At 63.9% G+C, this 20,143-nt stretch carries 21 protein-coding genes, 1 tRNA gene and 2 pseudogenes; 5 read left to right on the top strand and 19 right to left on the bottom strand.

Going from position 1 to position 20,143, the window contains the following annotated elements:
• The first annotated feature begins 113 nt into the window (after positions 1 to 113).
• Both GCU53_RS19775 and GCU53_RS19770 read left to right on the top strand, forming a co-directional pair.
• Positions 114 to 671, top strand: a complete 558-nt coding sequence (locus tag GCU53_RS19775) for a glycine cleavage system transcriptional repressor (protein WP_041807322.1) — start codon at positions 114 to 116, stop codon at positions 669 to 671.
• 9 nt (positions 672 to 680) lie between these two features.
• A complete protein-coding gene (locus GCU53_RS19770) occupies positions 681 to 1,157 on the top strand; it encodes a peroxiredoxin (RefSeq protein ID WP_152389120.1) in 477 nt (158 codons plus the stop codon).
• Positions 1,158 to 1,183: 26 nt separating this feature from the next.
• Here the strand turns inward: GCU53_RS19770 and GCU53_RS19765 are convergent, their stop codons facing one another.
• Positions 1,184 to 1,435 (bottom strand): sulfurtransferase TusA family protein, encoded by a 252-nt coding sequence (locus GCU53_RS19765; protein WP_152389119.1) that lies wholly within the window; start codon positions 1,433 to 1,435, stop codon positions 1,184 to 1,186.
• Between the two features lie 141 nt (positions 1,436 to 1,576).
• Between GCU53_RS19765 and GCU53_RS19760 the strand changes: the two genes are divergently transcribed.
• Positions 1,577 to 3,010, top strand: coding sequence for a M48 family metalloprotease (locus GCU53_RS19760; RefSeq protein ID WP_152389118.1), 1,434 nt, complete (start codon positions 1,577 to 1,579; stop codon positions 3,008 to 3,010).
• A gap of 67 nt (positions 3,011 to 3,077) precedes the next feature.
• On the opposite strand, the gene nadA is transcribed toward GCU53_RS19760, so the two are convergent.
• The 18 genes and pseudogenes from nadA to GCU53_RS19665 all read right to left on the bottom strand — a co-directional run.
• Positions 3,078 to 4,136, bottom strand: coding sequence for a quinolinate synthase NadA (gene nadA / locus GCU53_RS19755; protein WP_152389974.1), 1,059 nt, complete (start codon positions 4,134 to 4,136; stop codon positions 3,078 to 3,080).
• Positions 4,137 to 4,311: 175 nt separating this feature from the next.
• The gene (locus tag GCU53_RS26260) at positions 4,312 to 4,743 is read right to left on the bottom strand and encodes a polyhydroxyalkanoate granule-associated phasin (RefSeq protein WP_244306875.1); all 432 of its coding nucleotides are present in this window, start codon (positions 4,741 to 4,743) and stop codon (positions 4,312 to 4,314) included.
• A 221-nt stretch (positions 4,744 to 4,964) separates the two neighbouring features.
• A tRNA-Lys gene (locus GCU53_RS19740) sits at positions 4,965 to 5,040 on the bottom strand.
• Between the two features lie 63 nt (positions 5,041 to 5,103).
• Positions 5,104 to 5,796, bottom strand: a complete 693-nt coding sequence (gene queC, locus GCU53_RS19735) for a 7-cyano-7-deazaguanine synthase QueC (RefSeq protein WP_280115885.1) — start codon at positions 5,794 to 5,796, stop codon at positions 5,104 to 5,106.
• A gap of 46 nt (positions 5,797 to 5,842) precedes the next feature.
• Positions 5,843 to 6,490, bottom strand: coding sequence for a 7-carboxy-7-deazaguanine synthase QueE (queE, locus tag GCU53_RS19730; protein WP_208845330.1), 648 nt, complete (start codon positions 6,488 to 6,490; stop codon positions 5,843 to 5,845).
• A 109-nt stretch (positions 6,491 to 6,599) separates the two neighbouring features.
• Positions 6,600 to 7,418, bottom strand: coding sequence for a tol-pal system protein YbgF (ybgF, locus tag GCU53_RS19725; RefSeq protein ID WP_152389114.1), 819 nt, complete (start codon positions 7,416 to 7,418; stop codon positions 6,600 to 6,602).
• Positions 7,419 to 7,424: 6 nt separating this feature from the next.
• On the bottom strand, positions 7,425 to 7,961 hold the full coding sequence (gene pal / locus GCU53_RS19720; protein ID WP_152389113.1) for a peptidoglycan-associated lipoprotein Pal: 537 nt from the start codon (positions 7,959 to 7,961) through the stop codon (positions 7,425 to 7,427).
• 59 nt (positions 7,962 to 8,020) lie between these two features.
• A pseudogene (tolB, locus tag GCU53_RS19715) lies at positions 8,021 to 9,312 on the bottom strand (Tol-Pal system beta propeller repeat protein TolB).
• Complete coding sequence (tolA, locus tag GCU53_RS19710; RefSeq protein WP_152389112.1) at positions 9,309 to 10,631, bottom strand: cell envelope integrity protein TolA; 1,323 nt, start codon at positions 10,629 to 10,631, stop codon at positions 9,309 to 9,311. The pseudogene tolB and the gene tolA overlap by 4 nt, the downstream one beginning before the upstream one ends.
• Positions 10,631 to 11,083, bottom strand: a complete 453-nt coding sequence (gene tolR, locus GCU53_RS19705) for a protein TolR (protein WP_152389111.1) — start codon at positions 11,081 to 11,083, stop codon at positions 10,631 to 10,633. Before tolR ends, tolA begins: the two co-directional genes overlap by 1 nt.
• Before the next feature lie 11 nt (positions 11,084 to 11,094).
• A complete protein-coding gene (gene tolQ / locus GCU53_RS19700) occupies positions 11,095 to 11,790 on the bottom strand; it encodes a protein TolQ (protein ID WP_152389110.1) in 696 nt (231 codons plus the stop codon).
• A gap of 2 nt (positions 11,791 to 11,792) precedes the next feature.
• Positions 11,793 to 12,236 (bottom strand): tol-pal system-associated acyl-CoA thioesterase, encoded by a 444-nt coding sequence (ybgC, locus tag GCU53_RS19695; RefSeq protein WP_152389109.1) that lies wholly within the window; start codon positions 12,234 to 12,236, stop codon positions 11,793 to 11,795.
• A gap of 52 nt (positions 12,237 to 12,288) precedes the next feature.
• Positions 12,289 to 13,347: a Holliday junction branch migration DNA helicase RuvB gene (gene ruvB, locus GCU53_RS19690; RefSeq protein ID WP_152389108.1), complete on the bottom strand. Its 1,059-nt coding sequence runs from the start codon at positions 13,345 to 13,347 to the stop codon at positions 12,289 to 12,291.
• Positions 13,348 to 13,953: a Holliday junction branch migration protein RuvA gene (ruvA, locus tag GCU53_RS19685; protein ID WP_152389107.1), complete on the bottom strand. Its 606-nt coding sequence runs from the start codon at positions 13,951 to 13,953 to the stop codon at positions 13,348 to 13,350. It abuts the gene before it with no gap.
• Between the two features lie 16 nt (positions 13,954 to 13,969).
• Complete coding sequence (ruvC, locus tag GCU53_RS19680; protein WP_152389106.1) at positions 13,970 to 14,494, bottom strand: crossover junction endodeoxyribonuclease RuvC; 525 nt, start codon at positions 14,492 to 14,494, stop codon at positions 13,970 to 13,972.
• Between the two features lie 58 nt (positions 14,495 to 14,552).
• Positions 14,553 to 15,302 (bottom strand): YebC/PmpR family DNA-binding transcriptional regulator, encoded by a 750-nt coding sequence (locus GCU53_RS19675; RefSeq protein WP_152389105.1) that lies wholly within the window; start codon positions 15,300 to 15,302, stop codon positions 14,553 to 14,555.
• 85 nt (positions 15,303 to 15,387) lie between these two features.
• The gene (gene aspS, locus GCU53_RS19670) at positions 15,388 to 17,163 is read right to left on the bottom strand and encodes an aspartate--tRNA ligase (RefSeq protein WP_152389104.1); all 1,776 of its coding nucleotides are present in this window, start codon (positions 17,161 to 17,163) and stop codon (positions 15,388 to 15,390) included.
• Between the two features lie 43 nt (positions 17,164 to 17,206).
• Positions 17,207 to 17,329, bottom strand: a pseudogene (locus GCU53_RS19665) (FmdB family zinc ribbon protein); the annotation flags it as partial.
• 138 nt (positions 17,330 to 17,467) lie between these two features.
• Here GCU53_RS19665 and GCU53_RS19660 point away from each other — a divergent pair.
• Both GCU53_RS19660 and GCU53_RS19655 read left to right on the top strand, forming a co-directional pair.
• A complete protein-coding gene (locus GCU53_RS19660; RefSeq protein WP_152389103.1) occupies positions 17,468 to 19,183 on the top strand; it encodes a proline--tRNA ligase in 1,716 nt (571 codons plus the stop codon).
• A gap of 9 nt (positions 19,184 to 19,192) precedes the next feature.
• Positions 19,193 to 20,140 carry a hypothetical protein gene (locus tag GCU53_RS19655; protein WP_152389102.1) on the top strand — a complete coding sequence of 316 codons (948 nt, stop codon included), beginning with the start codon at positions 19,193 to 19,195 and terminating at the stop codon, positions 20,138 to 20,140.
• The last annotated feature ends 3 nt before the right edge of the window (positions 20,141 to 20,143 follow it).

Below are 20,143 nucleotides of genomic sequence, written 5' to 3'. Positions count from 1 at the left end.
CTTGTACAAGTTGACTGCAAGGCCCAAGCATTCCCCTCGACGCTGCTTTTCGTTACCCTTCCGGCTTTGTTCGGCGCCTCTTGCGACGACGGCCCATCGTTTAGGAAAGCTGCATGTCCACCCCCCCCGTTCGCGAACAGTTCCTCGTCATCAGCGTTCTCGGCAGCGCCCCCATGGAGCTGACCAACGTGCTGTGTCGTGCCAGTCAGGAAAGCCGCTGCTCGGTTGTCAGCACCCGCCTGACCCGTCATGGCGAAATCTGCGCCCTGGTCGTGCAGGTAGCTGGCAGCTGGGACGGACTGGCACGCATGGAAGCCAGCTTGCCGGCCCTGGCCAAGCGACACGACTTCACCTACAACCTGACCCGTAGCCAGCCCCTGGACAATCGCCCGCAGGCCCTGCCCTACGTCGCCTATGTCAGCGCAGCCTATCGCCCGGACATTCTCGCCGAGCTCTGCCAGTTCTTCATCGACCACCGTGTCGAGCTGGAAAACCTTACCTGCGATACCTACCAGGCGCCGCAGACCGGTGGCACCATGCTCAACGCCACCCTGACTGTCACTCTGCCGGCCGGTACCCAGATCAGCTGGCTGCGCGACCAGTTCCTCGACTTCGCCGATGCCCTGAATCTCGACGCGCTGATCGAGCCCTGGCGCCCCCAGAACCCCTAAGGAGCCCTCATGCCCGTCGCCCTTGAGCAGCCCGTTCCCGACTTCCAAGCCCAGGCCACCAGCGGCCAGCTGGTTTCGCTTGCCGCACTCAGAGGCCGACAGGTGGTTCTGTACTTCTATCCGAAGGACAGCACGCCGGGCTGCACCACGGAGGGCCAGGACTTCCGTGATCGCCACGAGGAGTTCCAGGCGGCCAACACGCTGGTTTTCGGCGTCTCCCGGGACGGGTTGAAATCCCACGAGAACTTCAAGAGCAAGCAGGCATTCCCTTTCGAGCTGATCTCCGACAGGGAGGAGCAGCTTTGTCAGCTGTTCGATGTGATCAAGCTGAAAAAGCTTTATGGCAAGGAATACCTGGGCATCGATCGCAGTACCTTCCTGATCGACAGCGATGGGGTGCTGCGCCAGGCGTGGCGCAGCGTGAAGGTGCCCGGCCACGTCGATGCCGTACTGGCTGCGGCCCGAGCCCTGCACCAGTCCGGCTGAGCCCGCCCCCGGATCGACACCCAGCATCACCCCTTGCGCAGCCAGTAGCGGAAATGGTCTCCCTCGACTTCCTCGCGGAGCAGGCAATGGCCAGCCAACCTGGCGAAGGCGCGAAAATCCCGTTGCGAACCGGGATCCGTCGCGGTCACCTTGAGCACTGCTCCGGAGTGCAGGCGATTCAACTCCAGCTTGGCCTTGAGCAAAGGCAGCGGGCAGCTCAAACCACTGGCATCCAGCTCGGCATCGCAGGCGTCAGCCTGCCACTCAGCATCAGTCATAGGGCTCTCCAGAAAAGGCCCCAAGGATAACCAAGCCGGCAGAGAGCTGACCAGTCGCCTGCCGGGCGCGCCCGACGACATCGACGCGCCTAAACTTGAATGGACACAGTAAAGATGCCTTTGAACGTCAGAACTTGCCGCATGAAGCTCCTGCGCCCCGGACTCCTCGCCCTCGCCTGCCTGCTCGCGCTCCCAGGCACAGCCAGTGATCTACCGTCACTGGGAGATGCCAGCTCGGCCATCGTATCCCCCGCCCAAGAGCACCAACTCGGCCGAGCTTGGCTTAGCCTGCTGCGCGGGCAGGTTCCCCATCTGTCCGACGCGCAGCTGAAGGACTATGTGGAAACCAGTGTCTACCGGCTGAGCGAAACCAGCCAGGTGCAGGACCGGCGCCTGGAGTTCGTCCTGCTCGACAGCCCGCAGCTGAACGCTTTCGCCGCCCCCGGAGGCATCATTGGTGTGAATGGCGGCCTGTTTCTCTACGCGCAGACAGAGGCCGAATACGCCGCGGTAATGGCTCACGAACTGGCGCACCTTTCGCAGCGCCATTTCGCCCGCGGCCTCGAGGCCCAGCAACGCCTTCAAATACCCGTGATGGCCACCATGCTTGCCGGCATCATTGCCGCCGCTGCAGGCGCAGGAGACGCCGGCATGGCGGCAATCGCCTCCAGCCAGGCGGCGGCGATGCAGGAGATGCGGCGCTTTTCCCGCCAGAATGAACAGGAAGCCGACCGCATAGGCCTGCTCAATCTGGAGAAGGCTGGTTACGATCCGCGCGCCATGCCGAGCATGTTCGAACGCCTGATGCGCCAGTATCGCTATGATGCCAAGCCGCCGGAGTTCCTTCTGACCCACCCGGTCACCGAGTCGCGTATCGCCGATACCCGTAACCGCGCGGAGCAATACCGCCCCGGCGGGCGCCAGGACAACCACCGCTATCAACTGATGCGCGCTCGCGTGCAGTTCCTCTACGAGCAGACTCCCGGCATGGCCGTGAAGCGCTTTCGCGCCATGCTCGATGAAAAACCGGACTCCACGGCCGCTCGCTACGGACTGGTGCTGGCCCTGACCAAAAGCGGCCAGCTCAACGAGGCCCGGGAAACACTGCAGCCGCTGCTGAACAAGTCGCCCAACGATATCGACTACAACCTCGCCGCAGTTGCCCTGGATATCACGGCCAACCGTCTTCCGGAGACCGAAGCGCGGCTCAAGCGCCTGCTCGCGTTGTATCCGGGCAACTACCCGCTGCGCCAGACCCAGGCTGATTTGCTGCTCAAGCAGAATCAGCCGGCAGCGGCAGAGAAAGTACTCAACGAGTTGCTCGCCAGCCGCCCTCAGGACCCGGACATCTGGTATCTAGCCGCCGAAGTCCGTGGCCTATCCGGTGACATCATCGGCGTTCACCAGGCCCGCGCCGAGTATTTTGCGCTGGTCGGCAATTATGATCAGGCCATCGAGCAACTGAACTTTGCCAAGCGGCGCGCCAGCGGTAACTTCCAGCTGGCTGCACGCATGGATGCCCGACAGCAGGCCCTGAAGGAGGAAAAAAAGATGATCGAGGAGATGCTGCGCTGATCGCCAGCAAGGAAAAAGCCCGACGAGGCCTGGCTGGGCCTCTCCTTTTCAGAGGGCAATCTCTTCATCAGGCATTGCCGGCGAGCTTCAGGCGGGCTGTATGGGTGAAGTCGAGCATGCGCGCGAGCGGCTTGACCGCCCGCGGGATCAGCGCCGGATCGACGAAAATTTCGTTGATGCCACCACGCAGACTCGCCAGGGTACGCTCCAGGGTATTCATCGCCATCCAGGGGCAATGAGCACAGCTGCGACAGGTCGCGCCACTCCCTGCCGTAGGCGCCTCCACGAAACGCTTGCCGGGGCAAAGCTGCTGCATCTTGTAGAAGATGCCTCGATCGGTAGCCACAATAAAGGTCGAATTGGGCAGCGTCTGTGCAGCCTTGATCAGTTGACTGGTCGAGCCCACCGCATCGGCCAGCTCGATCACCGCCTCCGGGGACTCCGGATGGACCAACACAGCGGCATCGGGATAGAGCAGCTTCATGTCGAGCAACTGCTTTGCCTTGAACTCCTCATGGACGATACAGGCACCGTCCCAGAGCAGCATGTCGGCACCAGTCTCACGCTGGATGTATCGGCCGAGATGACGATCCGGCGCCCAAATGATTTTCTCGCCATTGTCCATGAGGCTCTCGACGATCTCCAGGGCACAGCTGGACGTGACCACCCAGTCAGCCCGCGCCTTGACCGCCGCCGAGGTATTGGCATAGACCACCACAGTACGCTCGGGGTGCTGGTCGCAGAAGGCAGAGAACTCTTCCACCGGGCAACCCAGATCCAGAGAGCAGGTAGCCTCCAGGGTCGGCATCAGCACACGCTTTTCCGGATTGAGGATTTTCGCCGTCTCTCCCATGAAGCGTACACCAGCGACGAGCAGTGTCTGGGCCGGATGCTGGCTGCCAAACCGGGCCATCTCCAGGGAGTCGGCAACGCAACCGCCAGTTTCTTCAGCCAGCGCCTGCAGCACCGGGTCACAGTAGTAGTGTGCTACCAGCACGGCATTCTGCCTGCGCAGCTCAGCGGCGATCTCACTGCGGTAATAGGCCTCCTCCTCGGCGCTCAACGGCTTGATCTGCTTGGCATCGAGATGAGCCTGGACGAGGAGGCGTTCGGAAATGTGGGTCATATTCGCTGGACCTGCAGGCACGTGCGCGGAAGGCGAGTATATCACCTGTGACTCGGCAACAAAGGGAAGCGCCACCGGCACGGAGAAAGGCGGTGCACATCGCCCAGGAGAGCTTTCAAAAGAGCCGGCACGACACCCTGCGATACTGACTCACGACAAGCCAGATTTGCCGCAGTCAGCGCCTAGCCCCCGATCGACTCAGGCGCCTGGCATTGCCCACGGCTCGCTTGTGCAGCGGAGCCATACCCTTGCCCAGGATATCCAGCATGGCGGACTGAACCGCCTGCGCCGACTTGAACCATGCATCCTTGCCGGCCAGCATCGGATTCCAAGCCTTCATCAGCGAAAAGGCAAGCTCCTGATTGGCATGGAACATCTGCAGGTACATGGCCATCCAAGACTCGCCGAAGGCGGCCAGCTTTTCCGCCCCCATCAGCTGAAACTCGCGCCGATCCCTGGCGGTCAGAGTCGACCCCGCCATGGCCATGCGCGCCATGCGCTGAGCCACAACCAAAGGCACTGCCACCGCAAGCTCGGTAGCCTGCCTGGAAACGCGATTCGTTTGACGACGAGCCCGAGCCATACCGCCCTCCACAAAACAAGCCATGAACGGCCGCCAGCGGTTGCAGCAAGGTTACAAGCAACCGCAAAAGCCACAGTCAGGGACAATGACAGAGAGACAAGTATAGGAAATGCATCCAGCCGAAGATGGTCATTTCGAGTAGAAATCATGGACACGCAATGAAGCGCAAGTCGAAACAAGGCTCATGCCCTGCCTGAAATTGACGATATGCCCACCAGCATCGATGAACACATCCACAGAAAGGATGGTGGGTCGTGTAGGATTCGAACCTACGACCAATTGGTTAAAAGCCAACTGCTCTACCGACTGAGCTAACGACCCAACGCGAGGCGTATAATACTGATTTATCTCAGAATTTCAACACCTCTCCGAAAAAACTCAAATTCAAATATAGCGAGTGGGGTCGGCTACACCGGCTGCAGCAAAGCCGGCCATCCTCAGACGACAGGAATCGCATTTGCCGCAGGCACGCCCTTCCTCGTCGGCCTGATAACAGGACACCGTCATTCCATAGTCGACCCCGTGACGCAAACCGGCACGAATGATTTCGTCCTTGCCGAGGTTCTGCAAAGGTGCCCGAATGCGGAAACCTTGCCCCTCCACCCCGGCCTTGGTCGCCAGATTGGCCATTCGCTCGAACGCCTCGATGAATGCCGGACGGCAATCCGGATAGCCGGAGTAATCCACCGCGTTGACCCCAATGAAAATGTCGCGCGCTTGCAGTACCTCGGCCCACCCCAACGCCAGGGCGAGAAACACCGTATTGCGTGCCGGCACATAGGTGACCGGAATGCCTTCGCAGGGAGACTCCGGTACCGCGATGGCAGGATCGGTCAGCGCCGAACCACCGATTCCGTCCAGAGCCAGACCGATCACCCTGTGCTCGACCATGCCCAGTTGTCGGGCCACCCGCTCGGCCGCCTGCAGCTCGGCACGATGACGCTGGCCATAATCGAAGCTCATGCTGTAGCAGGCATAGCCCTCGGCCTTCGCCAAGGCAGCCACGGTAGCGGAATCAAGACCGCCGGACAGCAGGATGACCGCTTTTTTCTCGCTCATTTCGTATCGTCTCGCCAGGAAGTTGCGGAACCGGCAAAAGCCGGCTGACGGGAAGTGGAGCTGCTCAGCGTCCCCGGGCATCGTCCCAGAGGATCTTGTGCAGCTGCAGCTGCAGGCGAACCGGCAGGCTGTCGGCGACGATCCAGTCCGCCAGCTCCCGCCCCTCCAGTTGCCCATGGCTGGGCGAGAACAACACCTCTCCGGCACGCTCGGCCAGACGATATTCGATCAGCTTGGAAACTGCCCAATCATAGTCCTCGCGGGAGCAAAGCACGAACTTCACCTGGTCGTTGCGCGTCAGCAGGGCCATGTTCTCGTAGCGATTGCGGGCGACCTCTCCCGAGCCCGGGGTTTTCAGGTCGAGCACCCGGCTCACCCGGCAATCCACAGCCGAAATGTCGAAGGCCCCGCTGGTCTCCAGGGAAACTGCATAACCGGCCTCGCAAAGCAGGTGCAGAAGCTTGACGCCATTCGGCTGGGCCAGCGGCTCGCCGCCGGTGACGCACACATAGCGCGGGTTGTAGCTGGCCACGCGCTCGAGGATCACGGACAGGGATAGAGTCTCCCCGCCGCTGAAGGCGTAGGTCGTATCGCAATAGTGACAGCGCAGGGGGCAACCTGTAAGGCGCACGAATACCGTCGGCAAGCCGGCAGTACGCGTCTCCCCCTGCAGCGAGTGGAAGATCTCGGTGATTCGCAGGGTTTCTTGCATATCGGCCACGGGCGTGACGGCGAAACAGGCCATCCGCCTCCGTTGCGGTAAATGGGGCGTGGATTTTAACGAAAAAACCCGCGCCAGGCGCGGGTTTCTGCGGCGAACCTCAGCGCAAGGTCTGCAGATCGCGCTGAGCCAGCTGGGCCGCCGAACTGCCGGGATACTGGGCGATGACCTGGCGCAAGGCGGATTTGGCCTTCTCCGTATTGCCCAGGCGACGTTCGACGTCCGCCAGCTTGTACAGAGAGTCGGGCACCTTGGAATGCTTCGGGTAGTTCTGGCTGACCCGAGCGAAGGCCTGACCTGCGCCCTGCAGATCACCCTTGGCCAGATTCACCTCGCCCAGCCAGTATTGCGCATTGCCGGCATACTGGCTGTTGGGATATTTGCGCAGGAAGGCAGTGAACGCCTGACTGGCCTTCTCGAAATCCTTGGCCTTGATCAGGTCGAAGGCCGCATCGTAATACAGCTTCTCCTTCTCCGGATCGGCCGGCTCGCCGCTCGCCGGAGCCTGGCTGGCAGCAGGCGGTACGGGAGCAGCACTTGCATCGACGGCCCCGGCGGGGGCCTGCTGCTGAGAGGGAGCGCCTGCGCCCGTGGACAGACGGCGGTCGAGTTCCTGATAGCGATCCAGGCTTTCCTGCTTCAGCCGACGGATCTCGTACTGCTGCTCCTCAACCATGCCGCGCAGGCGCGAAACCTCGTCCTGCAGCTGTTGCAACTGCAGGAACATCTCGCCCTGGGCCGAGGTCGGCGTACTCATCGCCCCCCCGGCATAGGCACCGCTCGCATCCTGTATCGCCTGCGGGTAACCGTTACTGGAATAACCATAACCGGCAGAATTATCCACCACGGGAGCCGCGGCCCAGGCTGCGAACGGCAGACCGAGCGCCAACAGGGACATGATGCGACGGCACTGTTTCATGGCGGATTACTTGCGCAAGTCGACGCGACGGTTCTGTTCCCAGGAGGGCTCGTCGGCACCACCGGCAGCAGGACGCTCCTCACCATAGGAGACCAGCTCCAGCTGGGCCGGGGAAACACCCTGCAGCACCAGATAGCGCTGGACAGCCTTGGCACGGCGCTCACCCAGAGCCATGTTGTACTCGCGGGTACCGCGCTCGTCGGTGTGACCTTCCAGCACGACGCGAGCACCATTGCCCTTCAGGTCCCTGGCATGCACGTCCAGAGCACGCATGGCTTCCTGCTTCAGGTCGGAGCTGTCGTACTCGAAGTAGAAGGTGGTGATTGCGCGCAGCGCGGCCTCGTCGCCGCCCATGCTGCCATCGTAAGAGCCAGAGCCAGAGCCGTAGCCAGAGGTGCCGGCACCGTAGCCTGCATTCGGGTCAACGCCGCCGTCGGCACCAGCGCCCTCCCCCGAGGCGTCGCCGCCCTTGGAGGAACAGCCAACGGCAACCGCCATGGCCAGTGCCAGCGCAGCGAATTTACCGAATTTCAGCATTTGCATGATGGAACTCCTAAAGGAAGCTCAGGTGTGTTGTGTGATTTGTTGGTTGGCATGTCGCATCAGTTCAGGTAGGGAGACCAGGACGGCTCGCGAACCTCGCCTTGCGCGGTAGGAAGCGGGAGCCTGACCCTGCCGTTGATCGACACGAGCATCAAGACTCCCCGACCTTGATGACGGGTGGCGTAGATTAGCATGGTGCCATTGGGCGCGACAGTGGGTGACTCGTCCAGACTGGTCTCCGACAGTACCCGCAGACTGCCGCGCTGGAGATCCTGGGCCGCAACCTTGAAGTTGGTGTAGCCGTCCTGCCGGTGGATCATCACCAGCGTCTTTTCGTCGGCCGACAGCTTCGGATTGGCGTTGTAGTTACCCACGAAGGTCACCCGCTCTGCCCCGCCACCGATACTCTGCCTGTAGATCTGCGGCTTGCCGGCCCGGTCCGAGGTGAAATAGAGCGTCTGGCCGTCCGCTCCCCAGAAAGGTTCGGTATCGATGCCGAAGTGGTTGGTAACCCGCTGCAGTTGCCGGCTGGCCAGATTCATCACGTAGATTTCCGGATTGCCGTCCTTGGACAGCACGAAGGCCAGACGGGAACCGTCCGGCGAAAAGGCCGGCGCGCCGTTGAGCCCCTCGAAGTTGGTGATCTGCTCGCGGCGACCGGTATCGACGTGCTGGATGAAGATGCGCGGGCGCTTCTGCTCGAAGGAAACATAGGCGATGCGCCGGCCATCGGGTGCGAAGCGCGGCGACAGGATCGGCTCGCGGGACTGCAGCAGGGTCACTGCCCGTGCGCCGTCGTAGTCGGAGCGCTGCAGGGTGTAGCGGGTGCCGCCGCCCATGCGCTCGGCGGTGACGTAGAGCAGCCGGGTGGAGAAGGCGCCCTTGATGCCGGTGAGCTTCTCGAATGCCTGGTCGGCGATGTAGTGGGCCATGTCGCGCACCTGGTCGCCGCTGCCGCTGACGGTGCCGGCCAGCACCTGCTGCTCGGTGGCCACGTTCATCAGCGCATACTGCACCTGCAGGCGCCCCCCGCAGGAACTATGTTGCCGACCAGCACATACTGGGCGCCCAGTGCATTCCAGTCGCGATAGATGATCTCGCCCGGATTGCTCGGCTGGCTGATCATGTTCTGCCGGGGAACAGGCTCGAAGACACCCGAGTTGCGCAAGTCGTTGCCGACGATCTCGGCCATGTCGTCGGTCATCACGCTACCGCCTTGCCAGCCGAAGGGCACCACGGCAATGGGCGTGGCACGCGCGGTACCGCTGGTCACCACCAGCGGGTCGGCCGCCTGGGCAATGCCGGCCAGCAAGGCCAAGCCGAGCAGGGCGAGACGAATCAGGGTATTCACAGATCCAAATCCTCAGGTTTGAAAATCATGCGCCGCTGCCGATAGTTCCGATCGAAAGTGGCGCGATCCAATTGCTGCAGCTCCGGGACTCTGCCCACGTTGCGCACTGCGGCAACGGCTGAATTGTCGAAGGGCGCGTCCCCACTGGAGCGGGCTACCCGCGCACTGGTTATGGTGCCATCCGGCAACATCTGGATCAGCACTTCTACGCTCATTCCATTACGAGCCGACGGTGGTCGACGCCATTGCTGGCTGACCAGACTGATGATCAGGTCGTCGAAGCTGCCGGCAACCTGACTCCCCTGACTCTCCGCCAGCGCCTGCTGCCGCTCCGTGGTATCGGACAGCAGCTCGGCCAGGGCCTGAGCCTTCTTGTCCTCGGCGGCCTTGCGCGCGGCCTCTGCCGCCGCTTTCTTCCTGGCCTCCTCGGTGGCCTTCTTCTTGGCCTCTTCGGCTGCCGCCTGCCTCTTCGCCTCTTCCGCTGCCTTCTTCTTGGCTTCTTCGGCAGCCGCCTGCTTCTTAGCTTCCTCCGCGGCCTTCTTCTTGGCAGCTTCGGCGGCCGCCTGCCTCTTCGCTTCCTCCGCGGCCTTTTGCTTGGCAGCTTCGGCAGCGGCCTGCTTCTTCGCCTCTTCCGCCGCCTTTTGCTTGGCAGCTTCGGCGGCCGCCTGCTTCTTCGCCTCTTCCGCGGCCTTTTGCTTGGCAGCTTCGGCAGTGGCCTGCTTCTTCGCCTCCTCCGCCGCCTTTTGCTTGGCAGCTTCGGCAGCGGCCTGCTTCTTCGCTTCCTCCGCCGCCTTTTGCTTGGCAGCTTCGGCGGCCGCCTGCTTCTTCGCTTCCTCCGCGGCCTTTTGCTTGGCAGCTTCGGCGGCCGCCTGCTTCTTCGCTTCTTCCGCGGCCTTTTGCTTGGCAACTTCGGCGGCGGCCTGCTTCTTCGCCTCCTCCGCGGCCTTCTGCTTGGCAGCTTCGGCAGCTGCCTGTCTTGCCGCTTCCGCCCTTCGAGCCTCTTCGTCTTTCCTTTGTTCCGCCGCCCTGGCCATGGCCAGCTGCTGCTCGTTCTTCTTCTGCTCCATCTGCTCGACCTCATATTGGCGAGCAGCAGTCTTCTTCGCCTCTCCGGCGATTTTCTGGTTGGTCTGGGTCGTTGCCTGGCTCTGCGACTTCATCTGATAGAGCGTGGCCTGAACGATCGGTCTGGCCGGCGGCAATTCCGGCGCCATGGAAAAGCTGACGAACAGCATGGCGAAGACGAGAAGGTGCAGACCGACCGCCAGTACGATCGGCCAGAAATAGCTTTCCGAAGAGGAGCGCTCGCGCCGTTGCATCAGGGAGCCTCGGTAATCAGCCCGACATTGCCTACGTTGGCCCCTTGCAGGCCCCCCATCAGGGCCATGACCGCCCCGTAGTCGACGGACTTGTCACCGCGCACGAAGACCTGCACCTGCTTACCCTGGCTGCGGGTCTGGGCGATGATCTTGCTCACCGCGCCGACCAACTCGTCCAGCTTCAGGGCAGTATCCTGAACGGTCTCGGTGTCCACCTCGCTGCCCATATTCCAGTAGTAGCTTTTGTCGGCCTTGATGGAGATGGTCAGTACCTGCGCATTGTTGTCCTGCGGCAGCACCTCGCTGGACACCTTGGGTAGGTCGACCTTGACGCCCTGATTGAGCATGGGTGCGGTCACCATGAAGATCACCAGCAGCACCAGCATCACATCGATATAGGGCACCACGTTCATCTCGGCGACCGGCTTGCGCCTGTTGCGAATTCTCGCCATCAGCTAGTGCCTCATTCGTCCGAAGTGTGCACCTTGCGATGCAGGATTGCCTGGAACTCGTCGGCGAAGGTGTAGTAGCGGGCGATCAACGTCTCGCCCCGCGCGGAAAAGCGGTTGTAGGCGATCACCGCTGGAATCGCGGCGAACAGACCGATGGCGGTGGCGATCAGCGCCTCGGCGATCCCCGGTGCCACGGTGGAGAGCGTCGCCTGCTGCACCTGGGCGAGGCCGCGGAAGGAGTTCATGATCCCCCACACGGTGCCGAACAGGCCGATATAGGGACTGGTGGAGCCCACGGTGGCGAGGAACGGCAGGCTCTGCTCGAGCTTTTCCTCCTCGCGGGAAATCGCCACCCGCATGGAGCGGGAAACCCCTTCCATGACTGCATCCGGCACGACTCCCGGCTGCTGGCAGAGGCGGGAGAACTCCTTGAAGCCGGCACGGAAGATCCGCTCCAGACCGGAATCCGGATCGGGCTCGCTGCCCGCCTGGCGGTAGAGCTTGGCCAGGTCGATGCCCGACCAGAAGCGCTCCTCGAAGCTATCCAGGGATTTCCTGGCGGTGCGCAGCATGTTGCCGCGCTGGAAAATCATGACCCAGGAGGTGACCGAGGCGGCCACCAGGGTGAGCATGACCAGCTGCACCACCAGACTGGCGTTGCTGATCAGGCTCCACATGGACATATGGTCAACGGCGTTGGCTTCCACGCTTAGTCTCCTGCTGAAGATGGATCCGGGCCCGCCAGGGCGGCCCGCAGCGCCCCGGGAATGGCCCGGGGCTTCAAACTATCGACGCGCACACAGGCCACCAGAACCCGCCCCTCGCAGAGCAGTGCGTCATCCGCGGCACGTCGTATCTGCTGATGGAAGTGCAGACTGACGCGATTCAGCTCGCATATCTCGGCACTCACCAGCAGTTCGTCGTCCAGGCGTGCCGGCGCGAAATAGCGCGCCTCGCTGGAGTGCACGACGAACAGCAGGCCGTCCTCCGCCAGCCGGGACTGGACGAAGCCCAGCGCACGCAGCCGCTCGGTGCGGGCCCGCTCCATGAATTTGAGGTAATTGACGTAGTAGACGATGCCGCCGGCGTCGGTGTCTTCGTAGTACACCCGACAGCGATGGATGAACGGCAGTACTCCGCTTTGCGCGCGCATACTCTAGTGCCAGCCCTCAAGGTTGCCAATCGGACGGAAAAACAATTTCCCTTCACCCCTCGCCAGCCGATTCGCCGGCGAGCGGATCGACCGTCATGGTCGCCATCCGGGCAGGCAGGCTCAGGCCAAAATGCAGATAGGCATGGCGCGTGACGACCCGCCCGCGCGGAGTACGCATCATGTAGCCCTGCTGGATGAGGTAGGGTTCGAGGACGTCCTCGATGGTATGCCGCTCCTCGCTGATCGCTGCCGCCAGGCTGTCCACGCCGACCGGACCGCCATCGAACTTCTCGATCAGGGTAAGCAACAGGCGCCGATCTTGATGATCGAAGCCGCGCTCATCGACATCCAGCAGATTCAGCGCCAGATCGGCGATCTGCCGGGTGATCCGCCCCTCTCCGCGCACCTGGGCGAAGTCCCGCACCCGGCGCAGCAGGCGATTGGCGATGCGCGGCGTGCCGCGGGCGCGACGGGCGATCTCGAAGGCGCCCTCGGCTTCGATCGGCAGGCCGAGAATCCCGGCGGAACGGCTGACGATGGTCGATAGGTCAGCCACGGAATAGAACTCCAGGCGCTGCACGATGCCGAAGCGGTCGCGCAGCGGATTGGTCAGCATGCCGGCACGGGTGGTGGCGCCGACCAGGGTGAACGGCGGCAGGTCGAGCTTGATCGAGCGCGCGGCCGGCCCCTCGCCGATCATGATGTCGAGCTGGAAATCCTCCATGGCCGGGTAGAGCACCTCCTCGACCACGGGTGAGAGGCGGTGGATCTCGTCGACGAACAGCACATCGCCCGATTCGAGATTGGTCAGCAGCGCGGCGAGATCGCCGGGCCGCTCCAGCACCGGCCCCGAGGTGCTCTTCAGCGACACCCCCATCTCCTGGGCGATGATGTTGGCCAGGGTGGTCTTGCCCAGCCCCGGCGGGCCGAAGATCAGGGTATGGTCGAGGGCCTCGCGACGGCCTCTGGCCGCCTGGATGAACAGCTCCATCTGCTCGCGCACCACCGGCTGGCCGATGTAGTCGGCCAGCTTCAGCGGACGGATGGCCCGGTCCTGCTGCTCCTCGCGGTCGCGGCTGGTCGCGGTGATCAGACGATCGGCTTCGATCATTTAGGCCATTCCCCGCAACGCCCGGCGGATCAGTTCCTCGCTGCTCAAACCTTCCTCCTGCACGGCGGCGACCGCACGACTGGCCTCCTGCGGCTTGAAGCCGAGAGCGACCAGCGCGCTCAGCGCATCGCTTTCCGCACTCGTGACGGCGACACCGGGATCAGGCTCCAGCACCAGCGGAGCGATAGCCGGCAACTCTTCCCAGGCCTTGAAGCGATCCTTGAGCTCGACCAGCAGGCGTTCGGCGGTCTTCTTGCCCACGCCGGGCACCCGGGTCAGCGCCTTGATATCGCCAGCCTGCACGCAACGCACCAACTCGTCCACCTCCAGGCCGGACATCAGCGCCAGCGCCAGCTTGGGGCCGATGCCATTGAGGCGGATCAGCTCGCGGAACAGCTCGCGCTCGCGCTTCTCGCAGAAGCCGTAGAGCAGATGGGCATCTTCGCGCACCACCAGGTGGGTGTGCAGGGTGACCGGCTCGTTCAGCGACGGCAGGCGATAGAGGGCGCTCAGCGGCACCTCGACCTCGTAGCCGATGCCGTCGACCTCCACGAGCAGGTGTGGCGGCTGCTTCTCCGCCAGGGTACCGCGCAAACGTCCGATCAAGATCCGTTTTCCTCGTTCACAGGCGCAGTCGGCCGCCCCGTCGCCTGGCGCCATCCAGCCCATGGGGTATCAGGCTCTGCCGGTGGTGGGCATGGCACAGGGCGATGGCCAGGGCATCGGAGGCGTCGATCTGCGGCTTTTGTACCAGTCTGAGCAGATGCATCACCATCGTCTGCACCTGCTGCTTGTCCGCCCCGCCGCTGCCGACGATGGCCTGCTTGACCTGGGTGGCGGTGTACTCGGCGATCTCGAGGCCCGCCTCTGCCGCCGCGACGATCGCCGCACCGCGCGCCTGGCCGAGCTTCAGGGCGGAATCGGCATTGCGCGCCATGAACACCTGCTCGATGCCCATGGTCACCGGACCATGGGCCTGGATGATTTCGCGCACGCCCCGATACACCGCCTGCAGGCGCTCGGGCAGGGGGCCACTGCCGGTACGGATGCAGCCGGAGGCGATGTATTCGCAACCACGCCCGCTGTCGCGCACCACGCCGAAGCCGGTGATCCGCGAGCCGGGGTCGATACCGAGGATAAGCGTCATGAGAAGGCAGCCCGAAGCCGGCGAAGCAGAGTCCCGGCTCCAGGCGGCGTGCCCGGCATCAGCCGAGCTGCTCCATGATCTCGTCGGGAATCTCGGCGTTGTGATAGACGTTCTGCACGTCGTCCAGATCTTCCAGCATGTCGACCAGCTTCAGCAGCTTCTGCGCGGTCTCCAGATCGGCGATCGGCGCGGTGATCGACGGGATCATCGCTACCTCGGCCTCGTCGCCCTTGAAGCTGGCGGCAGTCAGCGCCTCGTTGACGGCGTGGAAGTCGGCGAAGCTGGTGAACACGTCCACCGAACCATCGTCGTTGGTCACCACGTCGTCGGCACCGGCCTCCAGGGCCGCCTCCATCAGGGCCTCCTCGCTGACCCCCGGGGCAAAGCTGATCTGGCCCTTGCGGTCGAACATGTAGGCCACCGAACCGTCGGTCCCCAGGTTGCCGCCGCACTTGCTGAAGGCATGGCGCACTTCGGCGGCGGTACGGTTGCGGTTGTCGGTCATGGCTTCGATGATGATCGCCACGCCGCTCGGCGCATAACCCTCGTAACTCAGCTCGACCATGTTATCCGCTTCGTTCGAGCCGGCGCCACGGGCAATGGCGCGATCGATGGTGTCGCGGGTCATGTTGGCGGTCAGGGCCTTGTCCACCGCCAGGCGCAGCCGCGGGTTGTCCGCCGGGTTGCCACCACCGTGCTTGGCGGCCACGGTCAGCTCGCGGATCAGCTTGGTGAAGATCTTGCCCCGCTTGGCGTCCTGACGCTCCTTGCGGTGCTTGATGTTGGCCCATTTGGAATGACCAGCCATAACTCACTCCGTATTTCTGTCTGTCCGATGTGCTCTTGCAGGAGCGGTCCGCTTGCGCGCCGGCCCGCTCCCGCAGCGGTGCCGATCATTCGGCCTTCGGTTGTTCGCGCAGGCGAATGTTCAGTTCGCGCAACGCCTTGGCATCCACCGTACCGGGGGCCTGGGTCATGACGCAGGCGGCGCTCTGGGTTTTCGGGAAGGCGATGACTTCGCGAATCGAGCTGGCGCCGGTCATCAGCATCACCAGACGGTCCAGGCCGAAAGCCAGACCACCGTGCGGCGGTGCGCCGAACTTCAGCGCGTCGAGCAGGAAACCGAACTTCTCCTGCTGCTCGGCTTCGTCGATGCCGAGGATGCGGAACACCGCCTGCTGCATCTCCTTGCGATGGATACGGATCGAGCCGCCGCCCAGCTCGGTGCCGTTGAGCACCATGTCGTAGGCACGCGACAGCGCGGCAGCCGGATTGGCCTCCAGCTCTTCGGGGGTGCACTTGGGCGCGGTGAACGGGTGATGCAGCGCACTCAGCGAGCCGTCGTCGTTCTCCTCGAACATCGGGAAGTCCACCACCCACAGCGGTGCCCACTCGCAGGTCAGGAGCTTCAGGTCATGGCCGATGCGGATGCGCAGGGCACCGAGGGCCTCGGAGACGATCCTGGCCTTGTCGGCGCCGAAGAACACGATGTCGCCGTCCTGGGCGCCAACGCGGTCGAGGATGACGTTGAGGTTCTCCTCCGGAATGAACTTGACGATCGGCGACTGCAGGCCCTCGACACCCTTGGCGCGCTCGTTGACCTTGATGTAGGCCAGGCCCTTGGCACCGTAGATGCCGACGAACTTGGTGTACTCGTCGATCTGGCTGCGCGGCATGGAGGCGGCGCCCGGCACGCGCAGGGCGGCGACGCGGCCCTTCGGATCGTTGGCCGGTCCCGAGAACACCTTGAACTCCACGGCCTTGAGCTGATCGGCGACGTCGACCAGCTCCAGCGGGATGCGCAGGTCCGGCTTGTCCGAACCGTAGCGACGCATGGCTTCCTCGAAGGTCATGTGCGGGAACTCGCCGAACTCGAGATCGAGCACTTCCTTGAACAGCTTGCGGATCATGTTCTCGGTGATGCCCATGATGTCCGCTTCGTCCAGGAAGCTGGTCTCGATGTCGATCTGGGTGAACTCCGGCTGACGGTCGGCGCGCAGATCCTCGTCGCGGAAGCACTTGGCGATCTGGTAGTAGCGGTCGAAGCCGGCGACCATCAGGAGCTGCTTGAACAGCTGCGGCGACTGCGGCAGGGCGAAGAAGCTGCCGGCGTGGGTGCGGCTCGGCACCAGGTAGTCGCGCGCACCTTCCGGGGTGGCGCGGGTGAGGATCGGCGTCTCGACGTCGAGGAAGCCGTTCTCGTCCAGGTAGCGGCGGATGCTCGAGGTGATGCTCGAGCGCAGCTTCAGCTTGGCGGCCATCTCCGGACGGCGCAGGTCGATGAAGCGGTAGCGCAGGCGGGTCTCCTCGCCGACGTCGCTGTATTCGTCGAGCGGGAACGGCGGGGTCTCGGCCTGGTTCAGCACGTCCAGCTCGTAGCCCAGCACCTCGATGGCGCCGCTGGCCATGTTCGGGTTGCGCGCGCCCTCGGGGCGCAGACGCACCTTGCCGGTGATCTTGACCACGTATTCGCTGCGCACCCGATCGGCCTTGGCGAAGGTTTCCGCGCGATCCGGATCGAACACCACCTGGGCCAGACCTTCGCGGTCGCGGATGTCGAGGAAGATCACCCCGCCATGGTCGCGGCGACGGTGTACCCAGCCGCAGAGGGTGACTTCCTGGCCTTCCAGGCTTTCGTTCAGTTGGCCGCAATAGTGGCTGCGCATCATGATGGTGCTTCTTCTCTCGATACTTGAATTCGGGTGGAGCGGGTCACTCGGCCGCCGCGCAGGCGCCGCCGCAACCACTGCCCGCACAGGCGGGCGCATTGTCGCCGCTGGCGAGGTTCCTCTTCGCGCCGGTCTTGAAGTCGGTCTCGTACCAGCCACCGCCCGCAGCAAAGCACGGGATTATATATGGTTAATCGCCCCCGCGCAGCCCGCCCAGGCCCCGCCGATTCTGTACGCGCCCTATCCGCCGCCGTACAATGCCCGCCACTTTTTCCGCCCTCCGCAACGGACAGAACGGCCCAACATGCGCACCAGTCAGTATCTGCTCTCGACTCTCAAGGAAACCCCCTCCGACGCCGTGGTCATCAGCCATCAGTTGATGCTGCGCGCCGGGATGATCCGCAAGCTGGCATCCGGTCTCTATACCTGGCTGCCGCTGGGGTTGCGTGCCCTGCGCAAGGCCGAGACGATTGTCCGCGAGGAAATGGACAAGGCCGGCGCCCTGGAGGTGCTGATGCCGGCCATCCAGCCGGCCGAGCTGTGGCAGGAGTCCGGCCGCTGGGAGCAGTACGGCCCCGAACTGCTGCGCATCCGCGACCGTCACGACCGCGAGTTCTGCGTCGGCCCGACCCACGAGGAGGTCATCACCGACCTGGCGCGCAACGAGCTGAACAGCTACAAGCAGCTGCCGATCAACTTCTACCAGATCCAGACCAAGTTCCGCGACGAGATCCGTCCGCGCTTCGGCCTGATGCGCGGCCGCGAATTCCTGATGAAGGATGCCTACTCCTTCCACCTGACCCAGGAGTCGCTGCAGGAAACCTACGACCGCATGCACCAGGCCTACTGCAGCATCTTCAGCCGCCTGGGCCTCGACTTCCGTCCGGTGCAGGCCGACACCGGCTCCATCGGCGGCACCGGCTCCCACGAGTTCCACGTACTGGCCGAATCCGGCGAGGACGACATCGCCTTCAGCGACAGCTCCGATTACGCCGCCAACATCGAGAAGGCCGAGGCCATCCCGCGGGAAACCGAGCGCGGCGCCGCCAGCGAGGAACTGCGCCTGGTGGATACGCCGAACGCCAAAACCATCGCCGAGTTGGTCGAGCAGTTCGGCCTGCCGATCGAGAAGACGGTCAAGACCCTGGTGGTGCACGGCGTCGAGGAAGGCCAACTGGTCGCCCTGATCGTGCGTGGCGACCACGAGCTGAACGAGATCAAGGCCGCCAACCTGGCCCAGGTCGCCAGCCCCCTGGTGTTCGCTTCCGAAGCCGAGCTGCGTGCCGCCATCGGCGCCGGCCCCGGCTCCCTCGGCCCGCTGAACCTGCCGATTCCGGTCATCGTCGACCGCTCGGTTGCCCTGATGAGCGACTTTGCCGCCGGCGCCAACCTTGACGACAAACACTATTTCGGCCTCAACTGGGAGCGCGATCTGCCGTTGCCGGAGACCGCCGACCTGCGCAACGTGGTGGAAGGCGACCCGAGCCCGGACGGCCAGGGCAAGCTGGTGATCAAGCGCGGCATCGAGGTCGGCCACATCTTCCAGCTCGGCACCAAGTACAGCGAGGCGATGAACTGCAAGGTGCTCGGCGAGAACGGCAAGCCGGTGACCCTGATCATGGGCTGCTACGGCATCGGCGTGTCCCGCGTGGTCGCCGCCGCCATCGAGCAGAACTACGACGAGCGCGGCATTCTCTGGCCGGAGGCGCTGGCGCCGTTCCAGATCGCCCTGGTGCCGATGAAGTACGAAAGCGCCGTGGTCAAGGAAGCTACCGACCGCCTGTACGCCGAGCTGGTCGCCGCCGGCTACGAGGTGCTGCTCGACGACCGCGACAAGAAGACCAGCCCCGGGGTCAAGTTCGCCGACATGGAGTTGATCGGCATTCCGCATCGCATCGTGGTGAGCGAGCGCGGCCTGGCCGAGGGCAGCCTGGAATACAAGAGCCGCCGCGAGACCGAGGTCAAGGCCATCCCGGCCGCCGATCTCATGACCTTTCTTAGCAACCGCATTGGCCGCTGATTCCACTCCATGCCCACCCGAAGCTCCCTGCGTTTCGGCGCCGCGCTCTGCGGCGCCCTCCTGCTCGCCGGCTGCGCCAACCAGTTGCCTCAGCGCAGCGAGCACGAAGAGCGCGCCGAACGCAAACTGCTGAACCACAGCCTGCAGATCGACCTCGGCGAGCCGGCCATGCTGGAGCTGCCGCAGCGGCGCATCCGCATCCACGACCAGCGGACCTTCGAGGTCCGCGAGTTCGAGGTGAGCCGCCGCTACGACCGCTACACCCCCTACCAGCCCTGGCGGGAACTCTACGAGATCCCTCTGGGGGCGGTGGCGGTGGTGGCCGGGATCGCTGCCAATGTGCTCAACGTGATCGCCCTCGGCAGCCTGCCCGACCTTGCCACCAAGGGCTGGATCGACTACGGCTTCGCCGGCCTCAACCCGACGATGAACATCGAGTCCAACGGCCGCTCCCAGCAGAGCCTGGCCCGCATCGACGAGCGTCTGAAAGACGAGCGTACGGAATACTCCAGTCTGCCCTGGGCCGAACGCCCGGTGTCGGTCAGAACCGGAGCGCGGACCTACGAGCTGCTCACCGACCGCCATGGCGTCCTGCACCTGAACCTGCTCGACAGCCCTTTCACCTTGCAGGATGCCCACGCCACCCGGCTGCAACTGAGCGCCGAGGATCCCCAGGATGGCACCCGCGCAGAGGTCGTCCTGCCGGTCAGCCGCAGCCTGGGCGGCAAGCTACGCGAGGCCCATGACCTGGTCTACGCCGACCTCGAGAGCGACGAAGTCGGGCAATGGGTGCATCGGGTCAAGCGGCTCGCCGAGCTCGGCCTCGAGGAGGAAGCCAGCGAGCTGGAGCAGAGCCTGATCGAACTGACCCGCCACGACCCGGAACTGCAGCAGGAATTTCTCGACGACCTGCGAAAGAAGGCCGGTCGTCAGGCGGCTGTGCCTTCCGGCGGCTGAGGG

It is taken from the genome of Azotobacter salinestris, from assembly GCF_009363155.1.
In the GTDB taxonomy this organism is placed as follows: Bacteria; Pseudomonadota; Gammaproteobacteria; order Pseudomonadales; family Pseudomonadaceae; genus Azotobacter; species Azotobacter salinestris.
Note: the sequence above shows the minus strand (reverse complement) of the source record. Positions and strands in the feature narration are given on the sequence as shown.